The following is a 21,821-nucleotide window of genomic DNA, read 5'->3' as shown; positions in this document are numbered from 1 at the left end:
CCCTCGTCCGGCCGCTTCGGCGGGCGCGAGGGGATCCGTACGCGTTCCACGCATCCGATCCACAGGCGTTTCCAGGTCATGAACTCCGTCGCGACACTCACCGAACTGACCCCGGCCCAGCGCCTGGAGCTCCTGAAGCTGGCGCGCGCCCGCGACCTGGTGCGCGACCGGTCGGAGCTCCCGCCGGTCGAGCGCGCCGCCCGGGACGGCCGGCTGCCGCTGTCGTTCGCGCAGGAGCGGCTCTGGATCATCGACCGCCTGGAGCCGGGAAGCGCCGTCTACAACATCTCCGTGGCATGGCGCCTGGCGGGTGCGCTGGACCAGGCGTCGCTCGAGCGGAGCCTGGGCGAGATCGTGCGGCGGCACGAGTCGCTGCGGACGGTCTTCGCCGAGGTGGACGGGTCGCCGGTGCAGGTAGTCGCGCCCTTCGGCGGGTTCGCGCTGCCCGTGGAGGACCTGTCGGGGTTGGGCGGGGCGGATCGCGAGGCGGCGGTCGGGCGGCGCGCCGGCGAAGAGGCCGCACGGCCCTTCGACCTTGCGGCGGGCCCGCTCTTCCGGGCGACGCTGCTGCGGCTGGGCGCCGAGGACCACGTGCTGCTGCTCGTGGTGCACCACATCGTCAGCGATGGGTGGAGCATGGGGGTGCTTTACCGGGAGCTGTCGGTGCTGTACGAGGCGTACCGCGAGGGGCGGGCGTCGCCGCTGCCGGAGCTGCGGCTGCAGTACGCCGACTACGCGGCCTGGCAGCGCGAGCACCTGCGGGGCGAGGTGCTGGACCGGCAGCTCGCGTACTGGAAGGAGCGCCTGGCGGGCGCGCCGGAGCTGCTGGAGGTGCCCACGGACCATCCCCGCCCGGCGGTGCAGACGTTCCGGGGGGCGCACGAGCGGATCGAGCTGTCCGTGGAGCTGCTGGAGCGGCTGCAGGCGCTGGGACGCAGCGAGGGCGCGACGCTGTACATGACGCTGCTGGGGGCCTTCCAGGTGCTGCTGGGCAAGTACACCGGGAGCGAGGACATCGTCGTGGGGAGCCCGGCGGCGGGGCGGACGAGAAAGGAGATCGAGGAGACGATCGGCTTCTTCGTCAACACCCTGGTGCTGCGGACCGACCTTTCCGGCGACCCGAGCTTCCGCGAGGTGATGCGGCGGGCGCGGGAGGCGACGCTGGGCGCGTACGAGCACCAGGAGGTGCCCTTCGAGAAGCTGGTGGCCGAACTGGAGCCCGAGCGGTCCCTGAGTCACACGCCGCTCTTCCAGGTGATGTTCGCGCAGCAGAACGCCGTGGAGCGGGGAGTCGCCCTGGCGGGGCTGGAGGTGAGCGAAGCCGGAGTGGAGCTCGAGAGCGCCAAGTTCGACCTCCTCCTGACCGCCAAGGCAACCGCCCGGGGCCTGCGTGTCGGACTGAACTACAGAACCGACCTTTTCGACCGCGGCACGGTCCAGCGGATGCTCCGCCACCTGGCGCGGGTGCTGGAGCGGGTCGCCGCGGATGTGGACGTGCGCCTCTCGCGCCTGGCGCTCGCCGGACCGGAGGAGCGTGCCCGGGTCGTCGTGGAGTGGAACCGGACGGAGGCGGAGTATCCGCGAAACGCGGGGATCCATGCGCTCTTCGCGGCGCAGGCGGCGCGCACGCCCGGCGCGGTGGCCCTGGTCTGGGGCACGGAGGAGCTGACGTACCGGGAGCTGGACGCGCGCGCCAACCGGCTGGCGCACCACCTGTGCGGGCTGGGCGTGGGGCCGGAAAGCCGCGTGGGGGTGCGGGTGGAGCGGAGCGTGGCGAACGTGGTCGCCACCCTGGCCGTGCTCAAGGCCGGCGGCTGCTGCGTCCCCGTCGACACGACCTACCCGGCCGAGCGGATGGCGCTCATGCTCGCGGACTCCGCCGTCCGCGTCCTGCTGAGCGACGCCGAGCTCGACGCCGCGGGTCTTCACGTCATCCGCCTGGACCAGGTGGCGGAGGTGCTCGCCGCCGGGCCGGATCACGCTCCGCCGGCGAACGCGTCGGGGGGGAACCTCGCCTACGTCTTCTACACCAGCGGGAGCACGGGGCGTCCCAAGGGCGTGATGATGGGGCACCGCGAGGTGGTGCAGTACGCGGCTTGCCTCCCCGGGACGATGCCCATCGGCCCCGGCGACCGCGTGGCGCAGGCGTCGAACGCGAGCTTCGACGCGGCGGTGTTCGAGATCTGGGGCGCGCTGCTGAACGGGGCCACGCTGGTGGGCATCGACCGCGACGTCCTTTTCTCCGCGCCGCTGCTGGGGCAGGCGCTGCGCGAGCAGGGGATCACGCACCTGTACCAGACGGCCGCGCTCTTCAACCAGCACGTGCGGGAGCAGGTCGACGTCTACGCCAGCCTGCGCCAGCTCGTCTTCGGGGCCGAGGCCGTGGGAACGGAGGGCGTGCGGGCCATGCTGCGCTCCGGGAAGCCTGCCCGCGTGCTGCACGAGTACGGGCCCACCGAGGCGACGGTGTGGTGCACGCTGGAGGAAGTGGGCGAGGTGGAGGAGGGCGCGGCCACGGTGCCGATTGGGCGCCCCATCCCCAACGCGCGCGCCTACGTGCTGGACCCGGCGGGCGAGCCGCTCCCGGTGGGCGTTCCCGGCGAGCTGTGCATCGGGGGGGACGGCGTGGTGCGCGGCTACCTGGGCCGCCCGGGGCTGACGGCGGAGCGCTTCGTCCCCGATCCCTTCTCCGTGGAGCCGGGCGGGCGGATGTACCGCACCGGCGACCGGGCGCGGTGGAAGGCCGATGGGAAGCTGGAGTTCATGGGCCGCCTGGACGACCAGGTGAAGATCCGCGGCTTCCGCATCGAGCCGGGCGAGGTGGAGGCGGCGATGGCGGCGTATCCGGGGGTGCGCGAGGCCCGGGTGATGATGCGCGAGGACCAGCCCGGCGACAAGCGGCTGGTGGCGTACGTGGTGGGCGAGGTGGAGACGGACGCGCTGCGCGAGCACCTGCGGCAGGGCCTGCCGGAGTACATGGTGCCGCAGGCCTTCATGCCGGTCGACCGGATCCCGCTGACGCCCAACGGCAAGCTGGACCGCAGGGCGCTCCCCGCGCCGGGAAGCGACGCCTATGCCTCGCGGGAGTACGAGGCGCCGGCGAACGAGACCGAGCGGGCGCTGGCCGAGATCTGGGCGGAGGTGCTGCGCGTGGACCGGGTGGGCCGCCGGGACAACTTCTTCAAGCTGGGCGGGCACTCGCTCCTGGCCATCCAGCTGATCGGGCGGATGCGGCGTGCGGGGCTGCACACGGACGTGCGGGCCCTGTTCACCACGCCGGTGCTGGCCGAGCTGGCCCTGGCCCTCGGCGGCGCGTCTACGGAGGTGGAGATCCCCGCGAACCGGATCCCGGAGGGGTCGGGGTCCATCGCGCCCGAGATGCTGCCGCTGGTGGAGCTGAGCCAGGCGGAGATCGACCGGGTGGTGGCGGGGGTGCCGGGCGGAGCCGCGAACGTGCAGGACATCTACCCGCTGGCCCCGCTGCAGGAAGGGTTCCTCTTCCACCACCTGCTGTCGGAGGAGGGGGACCCGTACCTGGTGTCGGGCCTGACCGAGTTCGACACCCGCGCGCGCCTGGACCGGTACCTGGCGGCCCTGCAGGCGGTGATCGGCCGCCACGACATCCTGCGCACCGCCGTGGCCTGGGAGGGGCTGCGCGAGCCGGTGCAGGTGGTCTGGCGGCACGCGCCGCTGCCCGTGGAGGAGGTGGAGCTGGAGGCAGCGGCAGGGGATGCGGCCGGGGAGCTGTGGCGGCGCTTCGACCCCCGGCGGTTCCGGATGAACCTGGGGCGCGCACCGCTGCTGCGGGTGTGCATCGCCGAGGACCACGCGCGTGGCCGGTGGCTGCTGCTGCTGCAGAAGCACCACGTGACGGGTGACCACGAGTCGGTGGAGGTGCTGCAGGAGGAGATCTCGGCGTACCTGCGGGGCCTGGAGTCGGAGCTGCCGGCGCCGCTGCCGTTCCGCAACTACGTGGCGCAGGCGCGCCTGGGCGCCAACCGCAAGGAGCAGGAGCGGTTCTTCGGCGAAATGCTGAAGGACGTGGAGGAGCCGACGGCGCCGTACGGGATGCTGGACGTGTGGCGGGACGGACATGGAACCGGCGAGGCGCGGCTTCCGTTCACGGACGACCTGAGCGCACGGCTGCGCCGCCGGGCGCGGGCGCTGGGGGTGAGCGCGGCCAGCCTGTGCCACCTGGCGTGGGCGCAGGTGCTGGCGCGGCTGACCGGGCGGCAGGACGTGGTCTTCGGGACGCTGCTCTTCGGCCGCATGCAGGGCGGGGAGGGCGTGGACCGGGTGATGGGCCCCTTCATCAACACGCTGCCGGTGCGGATCGGGGTGGGAGAGGAGGGGGTGGAGGCGGCGGTGCGGCGCACGCACGCGCTGCTTGCGGAGCTGCTGCGGCACGAGCACGCCTCGCTGGTGCTGGCGCAGCGCTGCAGCGGCGTGAAGGCACCGGCGCCGCTGTTCACCTCGCTGCTGAACTATCGCTACAGCGGCGGGAGGGCTGCGGGGGAGGCGAAGAAGGGGGTGCAGGGCATTCGCGCGCAGGAGCGGACGAACTACCCCGTGGCGCTCGCCGTGGACGACCGGGGCGAAGGGTTCTCGATGGTGGCGCAGGTGGCGTTGCCGGCCCAGGCGGAGCAGGTGTGCCGGCTGATGCACACGGCGCTGGAGCGGCTGGTCGAGGCGCTGGAGGTTTCGCCCGGGCGGCCGGCCGGGAGCATCGATGTGCTGCCCGAGGCGGATCGCCAGCAGGTGGTGGAGGAGTGGAACCGCACGGACGCGGAGTACCCCGCGTACGTCCCCATCCACCGGCTCTTCGAGGAACAGGCGCGGCGCACGCCGAACGCGGCCGCGGTCCGCTTCGCCGGCGCGGCGCTCACCTACCGCGAGCTGGACCACGCCGCCAACCGGCTGGCGAACCACCTGCGGCGCCGCGGGGTGGGCCCGGAAACCCGTGTGGGCATCTGCCTGGAGCGCGGCACGGAGCTGGTCGTCGCCGTCCTGGCCGTGCTCAAGGCCGGCGGCGCCTACGTGCCGCTGGACCCGGCGTACCCGGCCGAGCGGCTGGCCTTCATGCTCGCCGACTCGGGCGCCCCGCTCCTGCTCACCCGTAGTCCCCTGCCGGAGGGGCTGCCGCCCCACGCCTCCGGGGTCGTCTGCCTCCATGCCGACCGCGAGCGCATCGAGGCAGAGAGCGCGCAGGCGCCGTCTGCCGGCGTGCTCCCCGAGAACCTGGCGTACGTCATCTACACCTCCGGCTCTACCGGCCGCCCCAAGGGCGTGCTGGTGCAGCACCGTTCCCTGTCGAACCTGCTGGCCTCTGGGCGCGAGGCGTTCGGCGTCGGCGAGGGCGACGTGATGCCGGCGCTGGCGTCGTACGCCTTCGACATCTGGCTCTTCGAGGCGCTCCTCCCCCTCACCTCCGGGGCCACGGTGCGCCTGGTGGCGCGCGAGCGGGTGCTGGACGTGCCCGCGCTGGCGGAGGAGATCGCGGACGCCACGCTCGTGCACGCGGTTCCCGCGCTGATGCGGCAGCTGGTGCAAGCGGAGCGCGAGAAGCCCCGGCTCGCCCGGCTGCGGGGCACCTTCGTGGGCGGCGACCGGGTGCCGGCCGACCTGCTGGCGGACATGCGCGAAGCGCTCCCCGGAACGGAGACGCACGTCCTGTACGGCCCTACGGAGGGGACCATCCTGTCCTCCACGCACCCCGTCCCGGCGGACGGAATCGTGGCGGGGCACCCGATCGGCCGTCCCCTGGGGAACGTGCGCCTGTACGTCTGCGACGCGCTCGGCAGCCCGCAGCCGGCGGGCGTGCAGGGCGAGCTCCTGATCGGCGGGGCGGGGGTGGCGCGCGGCTACCTGCGGCGCCCGGGGTTGACGGCGGGGCGCTTCGTTCCCGATCCGTTCTCGGCGGAGGGCGGCGCACGGCTGTACCGGACGGGTGACCGTGCGCGCTGGCGGGCGGACGGGACGCTGGAGTTCCTGGGGCGGGTGGACGCGCAGGTGAAGATCCGCGGCTTCCGGATCGAGCCGGGGGAGATCGAGGCCGTGCTGCGGGGCCACGAGAGCGTCACCGACTGCGTGGTGGTGGCGCGCGAGGACGTGCCGGGCGACCCGCGGCTGGTGGCGTACGTCGCCGGTCGCGCCGAGGCGGATGAGCTGCGGGAGCACCTGCGGCGGAGCCTGCCGGAGTACATGCTCCCGGCGGCGTTCGTGGTGCTCGACCAGCTGCCGCTGACTCCAAACGGCAAGCTGGACCGCAAGGCGCTGCCGGCGCCGGAGTACGCGGCCGGCGCGGACCGGTACGTAGCGCCGCGGACGCCGGTGGAAGAAGTGCTGGCGGGGATCTGGGGGGAGGTGCTGCGGCTGGAGCGGGTGGGGGTGGAGGAAGGCTTCTTCGAGCTGGGCGGGCACTCGCTCCTGGCCACTCGCGTGGTCTCTCGCGTCCGGGACGTATTCGCCATCGAGCTGCCGCTGCGGGCGCTCTTCGAGAGCCCCACGGTGGCGGAGCTGGCCGGCCGGGTGGAGGAAATGCGCCGCGCCGGGCTGCCGGTGCTGCCGCCGGTGTTTCCGGTGGAGCGCACGGGGGCGCTGCCGCTCTCGTTCGCGCAGGAGCGGCTCTGGTTCCTGGATCGCCTGGATCCGGGGAGCACCGCCTACAACATGGTCGGGGCATGGCGCCTGGGGGGGAGCCTGCACGCGGCGGCGCTGGAGCGGGGCCTGGGCGAGGTCGTCCGCAGGCACGAGGCGCTGCGGACCGTCTTCGCGGAGGTGGACGGCTCGCCCGTGCAGGTGATCGCGCCTTTCGGCGGGTTCGCCCTGCCGGTGGAGGACCTGTCGGGGCTGAGCGAGGCGGATCGCGAGGCGGCCGTCAGGCGCCGGGCCGGGGAGGAGGCGGCACGGCCCTTCGACCTCGCTGCGGGACCGCTCGTCCGCGCCGGGCTGCTGCGGCTGGGCGAGGAAGAGCACGTGCTGCTGCTCTCGATGCACCACATCGTCAGCGATGGCTGGAGCACGGGGGTGCTCTTCCGGGAGCTGTCGGCGCTGTACGCGGCGTACCACGAGGGCAGGGAGTCGCCGCTGGCGGAGCTGGCGGTGCAGTACGCCGACTACGCCGTGTGGCAGCGCGAGCAGCTGGCGGGCGAGGGCCTGGATCGGCAGCTCTCCTACTGGCGGGAGCGCCTGGCGGGCGCGCCGGAGCTGCTGGAACTGCCGACGGACCATCCCCGCCCGGCGGTGCAGACGTTCCGGGGCGCGACGGTTCCGTTCGAGCTTTCCCTGGAGCTGCTGGAGCGGTTGCAGGCGCTGGGACGGAGCGAGGGCACAACGCTCTACATGACGCTGCTGGGTGCCTTCCAGGTGCTGCTGAGCAAGTACGGCGGGGGCGAGGACATCGTCGTCGGCAGCCCCATTGCCGGACGCACCCGCCGGGAGGTGGAGGAGCTGATCGGCTTCTTCGTCAACACGCTGGTGCTGCGCACCGACCTCTCGGGCGACCCGTCCTTCCGCGAGGTGCTGCGGCGGGTACGGGAGGCGACACTGGGCGCCTATGAGCACCAGGAGGTGCCGTTCGAGCGCCTGGTGGCCGAGCTGCAGCCGGAGCGGTCGATGAGCCACACGCCGCTCTTCCAGGTGATGTTCACGCTCCAGGACGCCGGGGGCGGAGCAGCCGCGCTTCCGGGGCTGAAGGTGGGGGGCGTCGGCAGGGCGATGGAGATCGCCAAGTTCGACCTCTCCCTGACGGCGGGGGTGAGCGCTCACGGGCTGCACGGCGCACTGAACTACAGCACGGACGTTTTCGAGCGCGACACGGCCGAGCGGATGCTTGGCCACCTGGAGCGGGCGCTGGAGCAGGTCGCCGCCGATGCGGACGTGCGGATTTCGCGGCTGGAGCTGCTCGGCGAGGCGGAGCGCGCGCTCGTGCTGGAGGCGTGGAACCCGCAGCCGGCGGCCGAGTCTCCGGCGGGACGGTGCATCCACGAGCTGTTCGAGGAGCAGGCGGCGCGCACGCCGGGGGCGGTAGCCGCGCGCTTCGAGGAGGAGGCGCTCACGTACGCGGAGCTGAACGAGCGCGCGAACCAGCTCGCCCGCTTCCTTCGGCGGCGTGGAGTGGAGCCGGAGGTGCGGGTGGGGATCTGCCTGGAGCGCGGCACGGAGCTGGTCGCCGCCGTCCTGGCCGTGCTCAAGGCCGGCGGCGCATACGTGCCGCTGGACCCCGCCTACCCGGCCGAGCGGCTGGCCTTCATGCTCGCCGATTCGGGCGCCCCGCTCCTGCTCACCCGCCTGCCCCTGCCAGAGGGGCTTTCGCCCCCTGCTTCCGGGGTCGTCTGCCTCCATGCCGACCACGAGCGCATCAAGGCCGAGAGCGCGCAGGCACCCGACGCCGGCGTGCTCCCCGAGAACCTGGCGTACGTCATCTATACCTCCGGCTCTACCGGCCGCCCCAAGGGGGTGCTGGTGCAGCACCGCTCCCTGACCAACCTGCTGGCTGCCACGCGCGAGGCGTTCGGGGTCGGCGAGGGCGACGTGATGCCGGCGCTGGCCTCGTACGCCTTCGACATCTGGCTGTTCGAGGCGCTGCTGCCGCTCACCTCCGGCGCGGCGGTGCGCCTGGTGGCGCGCGAGCGGGTGCTGGACGTCCCCGCGCTGGTGGAGGAGATCGCCGACGCCACGCTCCTCCACGCGGTCCCCGCGCTGATGCGGCAGGTGGTGCAGGCGGAGCGCGGGACGCCGCTGCTTGGCCGGCTGCGGCGGGCCTTCGTGGGCGGTGACCGGGTGCCGGCCGACCTGCTGGCGGAGATGCGCGAGGCGCTCCCCGGGGCGGAGACGCACGTCCTTTACGGCCCCACCGAAGGGACCATCCTGGCCTCCGTGCATCCCGTCCCCGTGGATGGGATGGTGGCGGGGCACCCGATCGGCCGTCCCTTGGGGAACGTGCGTCTGTACGTCTGCGACGCGTTCGGCAGCGCGCAGCCGGTGGGCGTTCCGGGCGAGCTCCTGATCGGCGGGGCGGGGGTGGCGCGCGGTTACCTGGGGCGCTCCTCGATGACCGCGGAGCGCTTCGTCCCCGATCCGTTCTCGACCGAAGGCGGCGCACGGCTGTACCGCACGGGCGACCGGGCGCGCTGGCGGACGGACGGGACGCTGGAGTACCTGGCCCGCCTGGACGAACAGGTGAAGATCCGGGGCTTCCGGATCGAGCCGGGGGAGGTCGAGGCGGTGCTGGCGGCGCACGCGGAGGTGCGCGAGACGCGGGTGATCGTGTGGGAGGATGCGCCGGGCGAGAAGCGGCTGGTGGCGTACGTCGTGGGTGCGGCCGAGGCGGATGAGCTGCGGGAGCACCTGCGGCGGAGCCTGCCGGAGTACATGCTCCCGTCGGCGTACGTGGTGCTGGAGGCGCTGCCGCTGACGCCGAACGGGAAGCTGGACCGGAAGGCGCTGCCGGTGCCGGAGTACGCGGCCGGCGCCGACCGGTACGTAGCGCCGCGGACGCCGGTGGAAGAGGTGCTGGCGGGGATCTGGGCGGAGGTGCTGGGGCTGGAGCGGATGGGGGTGGAGGAGAACTTCTTCGCGGCGGGCGGGCACTCGCTGATGGCTTTCCGGGTGGTCTCGCGGGTTCGCGCGGTGTTCGCCATCGAGCTGCCGCTGCGTGCGCTCTTCGAGAGCCCCACGGTGGGGGAGCTGGCCGGCCGCGTGGAGGAGATGCGCCGCGCGGAGCTGCCGGTGCTGCCGCCGTTGGTGCCGGTGGAGCGCACGAGGGCGCTGCCGCCCTCGTTCGCGCAGGAGCGGCTCTGGTTCATCGACCGGCTGGACCCGGGAAGCGCCGTCTACAACATGCCCGTGGCGCGGCGCCTGACCGGAGCGCTGGACCAGGCGGCGCTGGAGCGGAGCCTGGGCGAGATCGTCCGGCGGCACGAGGCGCTGCGCACCACCTTCGGAGAGGTGGGCGGCTCGCCGGTGCAGGTGATCGCGCCTTTCGGCGGCTTCGCCCTGCCGGTGGAGGACCTGTCGGGGCTGGGGGAGGCAGATCGCGAGGCGGCGCTCAGGCGGCGCGCGGGCGAGGAAGCGCGGCGCGCGTTCGATCTTTCCGCGGGCCCCCTCTTCCGTGCGGCGCTGCTGCGGCTGGGCGAGGAAGACCACGTGCTGCTGCTCTCGATGCACCACGTCGTCAGCGACGGGTGGAGCATGGGGGTGCTCTTCCGCGAGTTGTCGGCGCTGTACGCGGCGTACCGCGAGGGGCGGGAGTCGCCGCTGCCGGAGTTGGCGGTGCAGTACGCCGACTATGCCGCCTGGCAGCGCGAGCACCTTCGGGACGGTGTCCTGGAGGGGGAACTGGCGTACTGGAGGGAGCAGCTCGCGGACGCACCCGCACTGCTGGAGCTCCCCACCGACCATCCGCGCCCCGCCATGCAGACGTTCCGGGGGGCGAGCGAGCGCGTCCAGCTCCCGGCGGAGCTGCTGGAGCGGCTTCGGATGGTGGGGCGGAGCGAGGGAGCGACGCTGTACATGGTGGTGCTTTCTGCCTTCCAGGCGCTGCTGTCGAAGTACAGCGGGAGCGAGGACGTCGTCGTGGGGAGCCCCATCGCGGGGCGCACGCACGGCGAGCTGGAGGGGCTGATCGGGTTCTTCGTCAACACGCTGGTGCTGCGCACCGACCTTTCGGGCGACCCGTCCTTCCGCGAGGTGCTGCGGCGGGTTCGGGAGGCGACGCTGGGCGCGTACGAGCACCAGGAGGTGCCGTTCGAGCGTCTGGTGGCCGAGCTGCAGCCGGAGCGGTCGATGAGCCACTCGCCGCTCTTCCAGGTTGCGTTCACACTCGACAACGCCCAGGACACGGGGGACGAGCTCGCGGGGCTGCGCGTGCAGGGAGTCGGAACGGGGCTCGAGGCCGCCAAGTTCGACCTGTCGCTGGGGCTCGCCGTGGGCTCCGAGGGGGCGCGCGGGGGGCTGACCTACAGCACGGACCTGTGGGAGGCCGCGACCATGCAGCGGCTCGTGGGCCACTTCACGCGCCTGGTGGAGCAGGCGGCCGCCGACCCGGACGCGCGCCTCTCGCGGGTGACGCTGCTGAACGAGGCGGAGCGCCGGCAGGTGGTGGAGGAGTGGAACCGGACGCCCGTGGAGTTCCCCGTGACGTTCCCCACAGGTGCCTGCATCCACGACCTGGTGGCGGCACAGGCGGAGCGCACGCCGGAGGCCTTGGCCGTGGTCTGCGGGGACGACGCGCTCACCTTCCACGAGCTGAACGCGCGCGCCAACCGGCTGGCGCGCCGCCTCGCGGGGCTGGGGGCCGGGCCGGAGGTCCGCGTCGGCATCTGCCTGGAGCGCTCGGCGGGGATGGTGGTGGCGATGCTGGCCGTGCTCAAGGCGGGCGCCGCGTACCTCCCCCTGGACCCCGCCTATCCGGCCGACCGGCTGGCCTACATGCTGGCCGACTCCGGCGTGCGTGCCCTGGTGACGGTGGACTCGCTGCGCGGCCTGCTCCCGGCGGAGGGCGTGCGGACCGTGCGGGTGGATGCGGACGCGGCGATGATTGCCGCGGAGCCGGACGGGGCGCCGGGCACGGAGGCCGGCAAGGAGCACGTGGCGTACGTGATCTACACCTCCGGCTCCACCGGCACGCCCAAGGGCGTAGAGGTAACGCACGGGGCGCTGCTCAACCTCGTCCATTGGCACCGCGAAGCCTTCGCGGTCACCCAGGCGGACCGGGCGACGCAGCTCGCCGGGCTGGGCTTCGACGCGTCGGTCTGGGAGTTGTGGCCGTACCTCGCCTCCGGCGCGACCGTGCACCTGGTCGCCGACGAAGAGACGCGCACCTCGCCCGCCGCGCTGCAGTCGTTCATGCTCGGCAGGCGGGTCACCGTCGCGTTCGCGCCGACGCCGCTGGCGGAGGCGCTGCTCGCGCTGGAGTGGCCGGCCGAGGCGCCGCTGCGCCTTCTGCTCACGGGCGGCGACGCGCTGCTCGGGCGTCCCCGCGCGGGGCTGCCGTTCGAGCTGGTCAACAACTACGGGCCAACGGAGAACACGGTCGTAGCCACGTCCGGCGTGGTGGGCGCGGGGCAGGGGAACGGACGCGCGCCGGGGATCGGCCGGCCCATCCACAACGTGCGGGCGTACGTGCTGGACCGGCGGCTGGAGCCGGTGCCGGTGGGGGTGCCGGGGGAGCTGTGCGTGGGCGGGGCGCAGGTGGCGCGCGGGTACCTGGGGCGCGCCGGGCTGACGGCGGAGAACTTCGTGCCGGACCCGTTCCGCGGGCCGGGCGCGCGGATGTACCGCACGGGCGACCAGGTGCGCTGGCTGGCCTCGGGCGAGATGGAGTTCCTGGGGCGGGTGGATCGGCAGGTCAAGGTGCGCGGCTTCCGCATCGAGCTGGGGGAGATCGAGGGCACGCTGCGGCGGAGCGGGGAAGTCGCCGACTGTGCGGTCGTGGCGCGCGAGGACGTGCTCGGGGAGAAGCGGCTGGTGGCGTACGTGGTGGGCGACGTGGAGGCGGGGGTGCTGCGCGAGCACCTGCGCCGGGAACTCCCTGCGTACATGGTGCCGGCGGCGTTCGTCTCGCTGAAGCGGCTTCCGCTGACTCCGAGCGGAAAGCTGGACCGCAAGGTGCTCCCGGCGCCGGAGCACGGGACGGGGGAGGCGGAGTACGAGGCGCCGCGGACGCCGGTGGAAGAGGTGCTGGCGGGGATCTGGGGGGAGGTGCTGCGCCTGGAGCAGGTGGGGGTGCACGACAGCTTCTTCGACCTGGGCGGGCACTCGCTGCTTGCGACGCGGGTGGTGGCCCGGGCAGGAGCCGTGCTCGGCGTCGAGATCCCCCTGCGCGCGCTCTTCGAGGCGCCGACGGTCGCGGAGCTGGCCGGGCGCGTGGAGGAGATGCGGCGCGCGGGCGAGGGTGCCGCCCTCCCGCCGCTCGTGCCCGTCGCCAGGGAGGCGCCGCTGCCGCTCTCCTTCGCGCAGGAGCGGCTGTGGTTCCTGCACCAGATGGAGCCGGAGGGTGCAGGCTACAACATGCACTGGTCGGGCCGGCTGCGGGGGTGCCTCGACGCCTCCGCGCTGGAGCAGGCGCTGGGCGAGCTGGTGCGCCGCCACGAGGCGCTGCGCACCACGTTCCGCCCGGTGGAGCAGGGCGCCGTGCAGGTCGTTCACCCGGCCGCGGCCGCGCGCCTGCCGGTGGTGGACCTCACCGTCCTCGCGCCGGACGCGCGCGAGGACGAGGCGCGCCGCATGGCGCGGGAGGACGCGGAGCGCCCCTTCGACCTGGAGCACGGTCCGCTGCTCCGCGCGACGCTGCTGCGCCTCTCCGGCGAGGAGCACGTGCTGCTGCTCTCGATGCACCACATCGTCAGCGACGGCTGGAGCATGGGCGTGCTCTTCCGCGAGCTGTTCACCCTCTACGAATGGTTCTCGCGGCCCTCCGGTGCGGGATCGCCGCTGCCGCCGCTGGCGGTGCAGTACGCGGACTTCGCCGTGTGGCAGCGCGCCTGGCTGCGGGGCGAAGTACTCCAGCGGCAACTCGACTGGTGGCGGGAGCGGCTGGGCGGCGCGTCCCCCGCGCTGGAGCTCCCGACCGACCGGCCGCGCCCCGCGGTGGCGAGCTCGCACGGCGCTTCACACGTGTTCCGCATCCCCGCGGAGGTCGCACGCGGGCTCCGCGCTCTCGCGCGGCGGGAAGGGGCGACGCTCTACATGGTGACGCACGCCGCCCTCGACCTGCTGCTCTCGCGCTGGTCGGGGCAGGAGGACGTGGTCGTCGGCTCGCCGATCGCGGGACGCACGCAGGTGGGAACGGAGGGGCTGATCGGCTTCTTCGTCAACACGCTCGCCCTGCGCATCGATCTTTCCGGCGACCCGGCGTTCCAGGAGCTCGTGCGCCGCGTGCGCGAGACGGCGCTGGGGGCATACGCCCACCAGGAGCTGCCGTTCGAGCGGCTGGTGGAGGAGGTCGCTCCGGACCGGGGCCTGTCGCACACGCCGCTCTTCCAGGTGATGTTCGCGCTCCAGAACGTGGACGCCGGCGCGAGGTCCGCCATCGCCGGGCTGCGGCTGGAGCCGTTCGGGAGCGAGATCCGGACGGTGCGCTTCGACCTGGAGCTGGACCTCAGGGAGATGGGCGAGGAGCTGGCCGGGAGCCTGCGCTTCCGGACCGACCTGTTCGACGACGCCACCATGGAGCGCTTCGCGGCGCAGTACCGGGCGGTGCTCGCCGCGGCCGCCGCCTCGCCGGAGGAGCGCCTGTCGCGCCTGTCCATCCTTCCGGACGAGGAGGCGCGGACGCTCCTCGCGTACGGGAGCGGTCCCGCCCGCGAGGACGTGGGCGGCGTCCCGGTGCACCGCCTCTTCGCGGCGCAGGCCGCACGCACGCCGGAGGCCCCCGCCCTCCTGTTTGCGGGGGAGTCGCTCACCTACGCGGAGGTGGACGCGCGCGCCGAGCGCCTCGCCCGGCGCCTGCGTGGCCGAGCCGTGCCGGGGGGCACGATCGCCGTGTGCCTGGAGCGCGGCCCGGGCGTGCTCGTGGCGATGCTGGCCGTCTGGAAGGCGGGCGGTATCTACCTGCCGCTCGATCCCCGCCATCCGGCGGAGCGGCTGTCCTTCCTGCTCGGCGACTCGGGCGCGGCACTGGTGGTCACCGAGGCGGCGCTTGCCGGGGTGCTGCCGGAGCGGGAGGTGGAGGTGGTGCTGCTGGATGGGATCTCCACATCCCAGGATCGGGGAGCGGACGAGAGCGGTGCGACGGCGGAAGTCCTGCCGGGGGACCTGGCCTACCTGATCTACACGTCGGGATCCACGGGGACCCCCAAGGCGGTGATGGTGGAGCACGCGCAGCTCACCCACACCCTGCGTGCCAGCCTCGAAACGCTCGGCTTCGCCCCCGATGACGTGGTGGCGGCGCTCGCTTCGACCACGTTCGACATCTCGCTGCTGGAGCTGCTCACGCCGCTCCTGGCCGGGGGCGCGGTGAGGATCGTCCCGCACGAGGTCGCGCGGGACCCGGAGACGCTGCTGGAAGCCGTGGCGGACGTGAGCGTGCTGCACGCGGTCCCCGCGCTGATGCGGCAGGTGGTGGAGGTGGTGCGGGGCGGGGCGACGCTTCCCTCGCTGCGGCTCCTGCTGGTGGGCGGCGACTCGGTACCGCCCGGCCTGCTGGAGGACATGCGCGAGCTACTCCCGGCGGCGCAGACGCGCGTCCTCTACGGTCCCACCGAAGGGACGATCATCTGCGCGACGTATGCCGTCCCCGCCGAGGGCGCGGTCGCCGGGCACCCGCTCGGTCGGCCGCTGCCGGGGGTGCGCCTGGCTGTGCGCGGCCCGCGCGGCGAGCTGGCGCCGGCCGGGGTGCCCGGCGAGGTGTGGATCTCGGGTGGAGGGGTGGCACGGGGCTACCTGGGCCGGCCGGAGCTGAACGCCGAGAAGTTCGTGGGCGCCGGGGCGGAGCGGGCCTACCGTACGGGTGACCGCGCCCGCTGGCGCGCGGACGGCGTCCTGGAGTTCCTGGGGCGCGCCGACGAGCAGGTGAAGGTGCGCGGCTTCCGCATCGAGCCCGGCGAGATCGAGGCCGTGCTGCGCGGGCAGCCTGGCGTGCGAGAGGCCGTCGTGGTGGCACGGGAGGACGCTCCCGGGGACCGGCGCCTGGTGGCCTACGTCGTCCCGGGCGCGGACGGCGTGGAGATCGCCGGCGGCGGCGAGGAGCAGGTGTCCGAGTGGGAAACGCTCTTCGACGACACCTACGCGCAGGACGAGGCGGAAGAAGACCCCACCCTGGCGCTGAAGGGGTGGAACAGCAGCTACACCGGCGAGCCGATCCCGCGCGAGGAGATGCGCGCGTGGGTGGAGCACACGGCGGAGCGCATCCTGGCGCTGCGCCCGGAGCGGGTGCTGGAGGTCGGGTGCGGGACGGGCCTGCTGCTGTTCCGCGTGGCGCCGCACACGCGGGCCTACCACGGGACCGACTTCTCGGGGGTGGCGCTGGCGCACGTCCGCCGGCATGCCGCCGGACTCCCGCAGGTGACCCTGTCGGAGCGCGAGGCCGACCGGCTGGACGACCAGGCGGGGGCGGGGTTCGACCTGGTGGTCGTCAACTCGGTCGCGCAGTACTTCCCGGACGTGGACTACCTGCTGCGCGTGCTGGAGGGTGCGGCCGCGGCGCTGCGGCCGGGCGGGCGGATCTTCGTGGGCGACGTGCGTAGCCTGCCGCTGGCGGGTGCCTTCCACGCCTCGGTGGAGCTCGCCCGAGCATCCGACGACCTCCCCGCCGGGCGCCTGCAGGCGCGGGTGCGGCGGGGGATGGCCGAGGAGCAGGAGCTGCTGGTCGATCCGGCGCTGTTCGAGGCGGTGCGGGCGCGGATGCCGCGGCTGGGCCGCGTGGAAGTGCAGGTGAAGCGGGGTGAGTACGACAACGAGGTCTCACGCTTCCGCTACGATGTCGTCCTCCACCTGGACGTGGTCGCCGCCGATTCGGCACCCATCGTCCGGGAATGGAGCGGGGAGGACGCGGCCGGGCTGCGGGCGCTGGCGGAGGGGAGCGCGTCGGCGCTGCTCGTCCGTGGCGTGCCCGACGCGCGGGTCCGCGAGCACGTTTGCGCGTACGAGCTGGTAGCGGCCGGCGGTGAAGCGGCCGACGCGGCGGCCGTGCGCGTGCTCGCGGCCGAGGACGCGGGTGGGATCGTCCCCGAGGCGCTGTTCGCGCTGGGCGAGGCGATGGGCCGTGCCGTGGAGGTGCGCCCGGGTGCGGCGGGGACGCTGGACGTGCTCCTCCATCCAGCCGCCGATGTCGTGCGCTTCCCCGTGGCGGTGGATGCGGAGCAGCCGTGGGAGGCGTACGCCAACGACCCGCAGTGGGGCCGCCGCATGCGCTCGCTCGTCCCCGCGCTTCGCGAGGCCGCCCGCGCCCGGCTGCCGGAGTACATGGTGCCGGGCGCCTTCGTGGTGCTGGAGGCATTCCCCGTCACCGCCAACGGCAAGGTGGACCGCGCCGCGCTCCCCGCGCCCGACACGCTCGGCTCGGGCGCGGGGACGTACGTGGCCCCGCGCACCCCGGCCGAAGAGCGGATGGCGGGGATCTGGGCGGAGGTGCTGGGTGTGGAGCGCGTCGGCGGGGAAGACAGCTTCTTCGAGCTGGGCGGCCACTCTCTGCTCGCCACGCAGCTGGTGTCGCGGGTGCGGGAGGCGTTCCGGACCGAGCTGCCGCTGCGGGCCGTGTTCGAGGCGCCGACGCTGGCCGAGCTGGCGGGCCGGGTGGAGGCGCTGCGGGCGGAGGCGCCCGGCGACGCCGGAGCCCCGCCGCTGGTGCCGGTGCCGCGCGACGGCTCGCCGCTGCCGCTGTCCTTCGCGCAGCAGCGGCTGTGGTTCATCGAGCAGCTGGAGCCGGGGAGCACCGCCTACCACATGCCCTCCGCGCTGCGGCTGCGCGGGCCGCTGGATGCGGGCGTGCTGGAGCGCGCGCTGAGCGAGGTGGTGCGCAGGCACGAGGCGCTGCGCACCACCTTCGGCGAGACCGAGGGAGTGCCCTTCCAGGTGGTGCATCCCGCGGGCGCGGCGCGGCTGGAGCTGACCGACCTGTCGCGCCTGGCTCCCGCGGAGCGCGAGGCCGAGGCCCGCCGGCTCGCCCGGGAAGAGGCGCAGCGTCCCTTCGACCTGCACCGCGGGCCGCTGCTGCGCACCCGCCTGCTGCGGCTGGGGGAGGACGACCACGTCCTGGTGCTCGCCATGCACCACGTTGTCAGCGACGGCTGGAGCATGGGAGTGCTCTTCGGTGAGCTGAGCGCGCTTTACGAGGCGTTCGCGCGCGGCGAGCCCTCGCCGCTGCCGGAGCTGCCGGTGCAGTACGCCGACTTCGCCGTCTGGCAGCGCGCCTGGCTCAGCGGCGACGTCCTGGAGGGGCAGATCGCCTGGTGGCGCGAGCGCCTGCGCGGCGCGCCCCCGCTCCTGGAGCTCCCCACGGACCATCCCCGCGCCGCGGCGCCGGACACCCGCGCCGGACACGTGTTCCGGGCGCTTCCGCCCGAGACGGCCGAGGGGGTACGGGCGCTGGCCAGGCGCGAGGGAGCCACGCTGTACATGGTGCTGCTCGCCTCGCTGGACCTGCTGCTGGCGCGCTGGTCGGGGCAGGAGGACGTCGTCGTCGGCACGCCCATCGCCAACCGGACGCGGCGGGAAACCGAGGGGCTGATCGGCTTCTTCGTCAACACGCTCGCGCTGCGGGCCGACGTATCGGGCAACCCCTCGTTCCAGGCGCTGCTCGGACGGGTGCGCGAGACGACGCTGGGGGCGTACCAGCACCAGGAGGTGCCGTTCGAGCGACTGGTCGACGAGCTGCGGGTGGAGCGCTCGTTGAGCCACACGCCGCTTTTCCAGGTGATGTTCGCGCTCAACGACGCCACCGGCGGTCAGCGGCCGTGGGGAGGGCTGGCGGTGGAGCCGTACGCGGCGGGGGGTGGCGCGGCGAAGTTCGACCTGGACGTGATGGTGATGGAGCGGCAGGGCGGGCTGGGGGTCGAGCTCACCTACCGGAAAGAACTGTGGGACGCGTCCACGGTGGAGCGCGTCGCCGGGGCGTACGCCCTGCTGCTGGAAACGGCGGCCGCGGACCCCGGGCGCCCGGTGCTCGGCCTTCCGCTCGTGTCGGAAGCGGAGCGGGCAAGCCTGTTGGCGGAGTCCAGCGGCGCGGTCTGCGACTGCCCGGCGGCGCTGCGCGTGCACGACCTGTTCGCGGCGCAGGCGGCGCGCACTCCCCATGCACCCGCGCTGGTGCACGCGGGCGAGGTCCTCGACTACGCGGGGCTGGAGCGCGCCGCCAACCGGCTCGCCAATCACCTCCGCCGCCTCGGCGTCGGTCCGGAGACCCGGGTGGGCATCTGCCTGGAGCGCGGCCCGGGGCTGGTGGTCGCCATGCTCGCCATCCTCAAGGCGGGTGGGGCGTACGTCCCGCTGGACCCCGCGTACCCCCGCGAGCGCCTGGCGTACATGCAGGAGGATGCGGGCGTCGCCCTGGTCCTCACCTCCGGCCCCCTCGCCGGCGCGCTCCCGGAGGGGACGCCCCTGCTCGCGCTTGACGCCGCCCGGGCCACGATCGACGCCGGGCCGGAGGTGGTGCCGGAGAGCGGCGTGGGGCCCGAGAACCTGTCGCACGTGATCTTCACCTCGGGCTCCACGGGAAGGCCCAAGGGGGTGATGGTCCGCCACTCCTCGACCGTCGTCCTGCTGCACTGGCTCCGCGAAACGGTCACCGACGAGGAGCGGGCCAGCGTCCTCTTCTCCACCTCGGTCAACTTCGACGTCTCCGTCGCCGAGGTCTTCGGCACCCTCTGCTGGGGCGGGACGCTGGTCCTGGTGGAGAACGCGCTGGAGCTGGCGAACGTGCGCGAGCCGGTGTCGTACGCGAGCATGGTCCCCACCGCCGCCGCCGAGCTGCTGCGCGCGGGCGGCATCCCGGCGAGCCTGCGGACGCTCGTCCTGGGCGGGGAGCCGCTCCCGGTGGAGTTGGCGCGGGCGCTCCATGCGCTCGGCACGCTGGAGCGGATCGGCAACGCGTATGGCCCGACGGAGGACACCACCTACTCCACCTTCGCGGTCGTCCCCCCGGGCGCGGACCGGGTCCCGATCGGCCGGCCGGTGGCGAACACGCGTGCGCTGGTGCTCGACGGGGAGCTGCAGCCGGTGCCCGCCTGGCTCGTCGGCGAGCTGTATCTGGCTGGGGACGGCCTGGCCCGCGGCTACGCCAGCCGCCCGGGCCTCACCGCGGAGCGCTTCCTCCCCGATCCGTTCGGGCCCCCGGGGTCGCGGATGTACCGTGTGGGAGACCGGGTCCGGCGCCGGCCCGACGGCGAGCTGGAGTACTTCGGGCGGACGGACTTCCAGGTGAAGGTGCGCGGCTTCCGCATCGAGCTCGGCGAGGTGGAGTCGGTGGTGGGGCGCCACCCCGGAGTTCGCGGCGTGGCCGCGGTGGTGCGCGGCGGCTCCTCAGGCCCGGACGACGTCCGGATCGTCGCCTACCTGGAAGCGGACGCGGGCATCTCCATAGCCGAGGTGCGGGAGCACGCGCGCGCCTCCCTCCCTGCCTACATGGTTCCCGCCACGTTCGTGGTGCTGGACGCGCTCCCGCTCACCCCCAACGGAAAGGTGGACCGGCGGGCGCTCCCAGAGCCGGAGCTCGCCGCCGCGCCGGCCGACGAGGAGCCGCAGACGGAGCTGGAGCGCGCCATCGCCGCGGTATGGGCGCAGGTGCTCGGCGTTCCAGCGATCGGGGCCCGCACGAGCTTCTTCGAGCTGGGTGGAAACTCGCTCCTGGTGGTCCGGGTGGCGCGGCTGCTGGAGTCGGCGCTGGGACGGAGCGTGCGGGTGCTGGACTTCTTCGAGCACGTCACCGTGGCCGACCTGGCGCGCCACCTTTCGGGTGCCGCGGCATCGGCGTCGATGGGCGACGCAGGTGAGAACCAGGGCGAGCGGCCAGGCCGGCTTCGGCAGGCGATACCGGTCCGGCCGGCCGGATCGGAGCGGCCGTTGTTCCTGGTCCATGACGGATGGGGGTCGGTCGCGTACGCGCATGGGCTGCATCACCACTTCGACGAGGAACTTCCCGTCTACGCATTGCCGCCGGTGTCCCGGGAGGAGCTCCCCCTTCGTACCGTCGAAGGCATGGCGGCCCGGCTGGTGCGGATGGTCCGTGATGTTCAGCCCGAGGGCCCTTACCGCCTGGCCGGCTGGTCCTTCGGGGGGATTCTCGCCTACGAGATGGCCGCGCAGCTCATCGGCCAGGGCCAAGCCGTCGAGTTCCTGGGGATGATCGACACCTACCATCCATCGTTCGGGGGCACCGGGGCCGGGGACACGGGGCGGGGCGTATACCTGCCACTCCACGTCCTCCGCGGAGAAGGCACCGCAGAGAGCGATGACACGGGGCCGGAGGACGGGGCATCTGCTGCTTCGGCGGCGGACCTGGCGGCGTTCGCCACCCGTTGGCGGGAGCAGGGGCTGCTCCCGGGGCACCTCACGGCAGAAGAAGCGCAGGAGGTCCAGGACCATCTGCGCAGTTCACTCCTCAGTCTGCGCGGCTACAGTCCTCGGCAGGTTTCGCTTCCGGTCCATCTGTTTTTCGCCCAGGATGACGCCGGCGTAGATCTCTGGCGCGGCTGGCAGACTCTCCTGGACGACGTGTCGATCAGTGCGACCCCGGTGCCGGGAACCCATCTGTCCATGATGGAGGCACCCAACGTCGAAGTTCTCGGTCGAGCGCTGTCGCGTGAAATCGGTCGCGCGGCTGCCGGCCTCAGGACGACGTCAGGCAGGTTACGTGCGGACGCATCAGCTGTATTCCCGGATCCGTTATGACCTGTCGTGCTCCCGTGCGCGGTTCCCCGAGGCCGACCGGCGGCTTTGTAGTCGAAGAGCCGAGTGCCCTGCTGGGCCGCTCGCGGCGAGCGCTTCGGCGTGGCAGGCGTCGGAGAAGCGTGCCTGCGAGGAGAACGCGGTTGAAGAACGAGAGCGTGTCGCGGATGCGGAAAACGTGGGGATGAGTATGCATGCGAACCGTCGCATGCGGGTGCAGGAGTAGACACGGCACCGCTGACGGAGCCGTTCGCCGTCGCCGCCATGAAGCAGGCGGCGAGCTCCAGGTCGCGGGTGGGAAGGTTGCAGCACTCGGCCCACGCAACGCGGTCCTGCTGGCCGCCCCCTCTCCCGAACTTCAGGTACAACACCGGGCCTTTGAAGCTGCAGCCCAGCGGCTGGATCGCTCCGGTCACCGCGGAACGGCTATCGCGCCGAACTGGATGTTCGCGAGCGCCGCGCCCAGCTCCTCGTCCGCGGGAAGCTCTTCAGCAGCG

The 21,821-nt window shown here is 73.5% G+C and carries 1 protein-coding gene; it reads left to right on the top strand.

From position 1 onward, the window contains the following. Positions 1–78 precede the first annotated feature (78 nt). Positions 79–21,327 carry a non-ribosomal peptide synthase/polyketide synthase gene (locus tag VF632_RS04740; protein ID WP_331021706.1) on the top strand — a complete coding sequence of 7,083 codons (21,249 nt, stop codon included), beginning with the start codon at positions 79–81 and terminating at the stop codon, positions 21,325–21,327. The last annotated feature ends 494 nt before the right edge of the window (positions 21,328–21,821 follow it).

Origin of the sequence: Longimicrobium sp. (genome assembly GCF_036388275.1) — a bacterium.
In the GTDB taxonomy this organism is placed as follows: Bacteria; Gemmatimonadota; Gemmatimonadetes; order Longimicrobiales; family Longimicrobiaceae; genus Longimicrobium.
Note: the sequence above shows the minus strand (reverse complement) of the source record. Positions and strands in the feature narration are given on the sequence as shown.

What these genes read in the sequence shown, in the direction of transcription:
- VF632_RS04740 (WP_331021706.1), top strand. Translation starts at nt 79, where the DNA reads ATGAACTCCGTCGCGACACTCACCGAACTGACCCCGGCCCAGCGCCTG.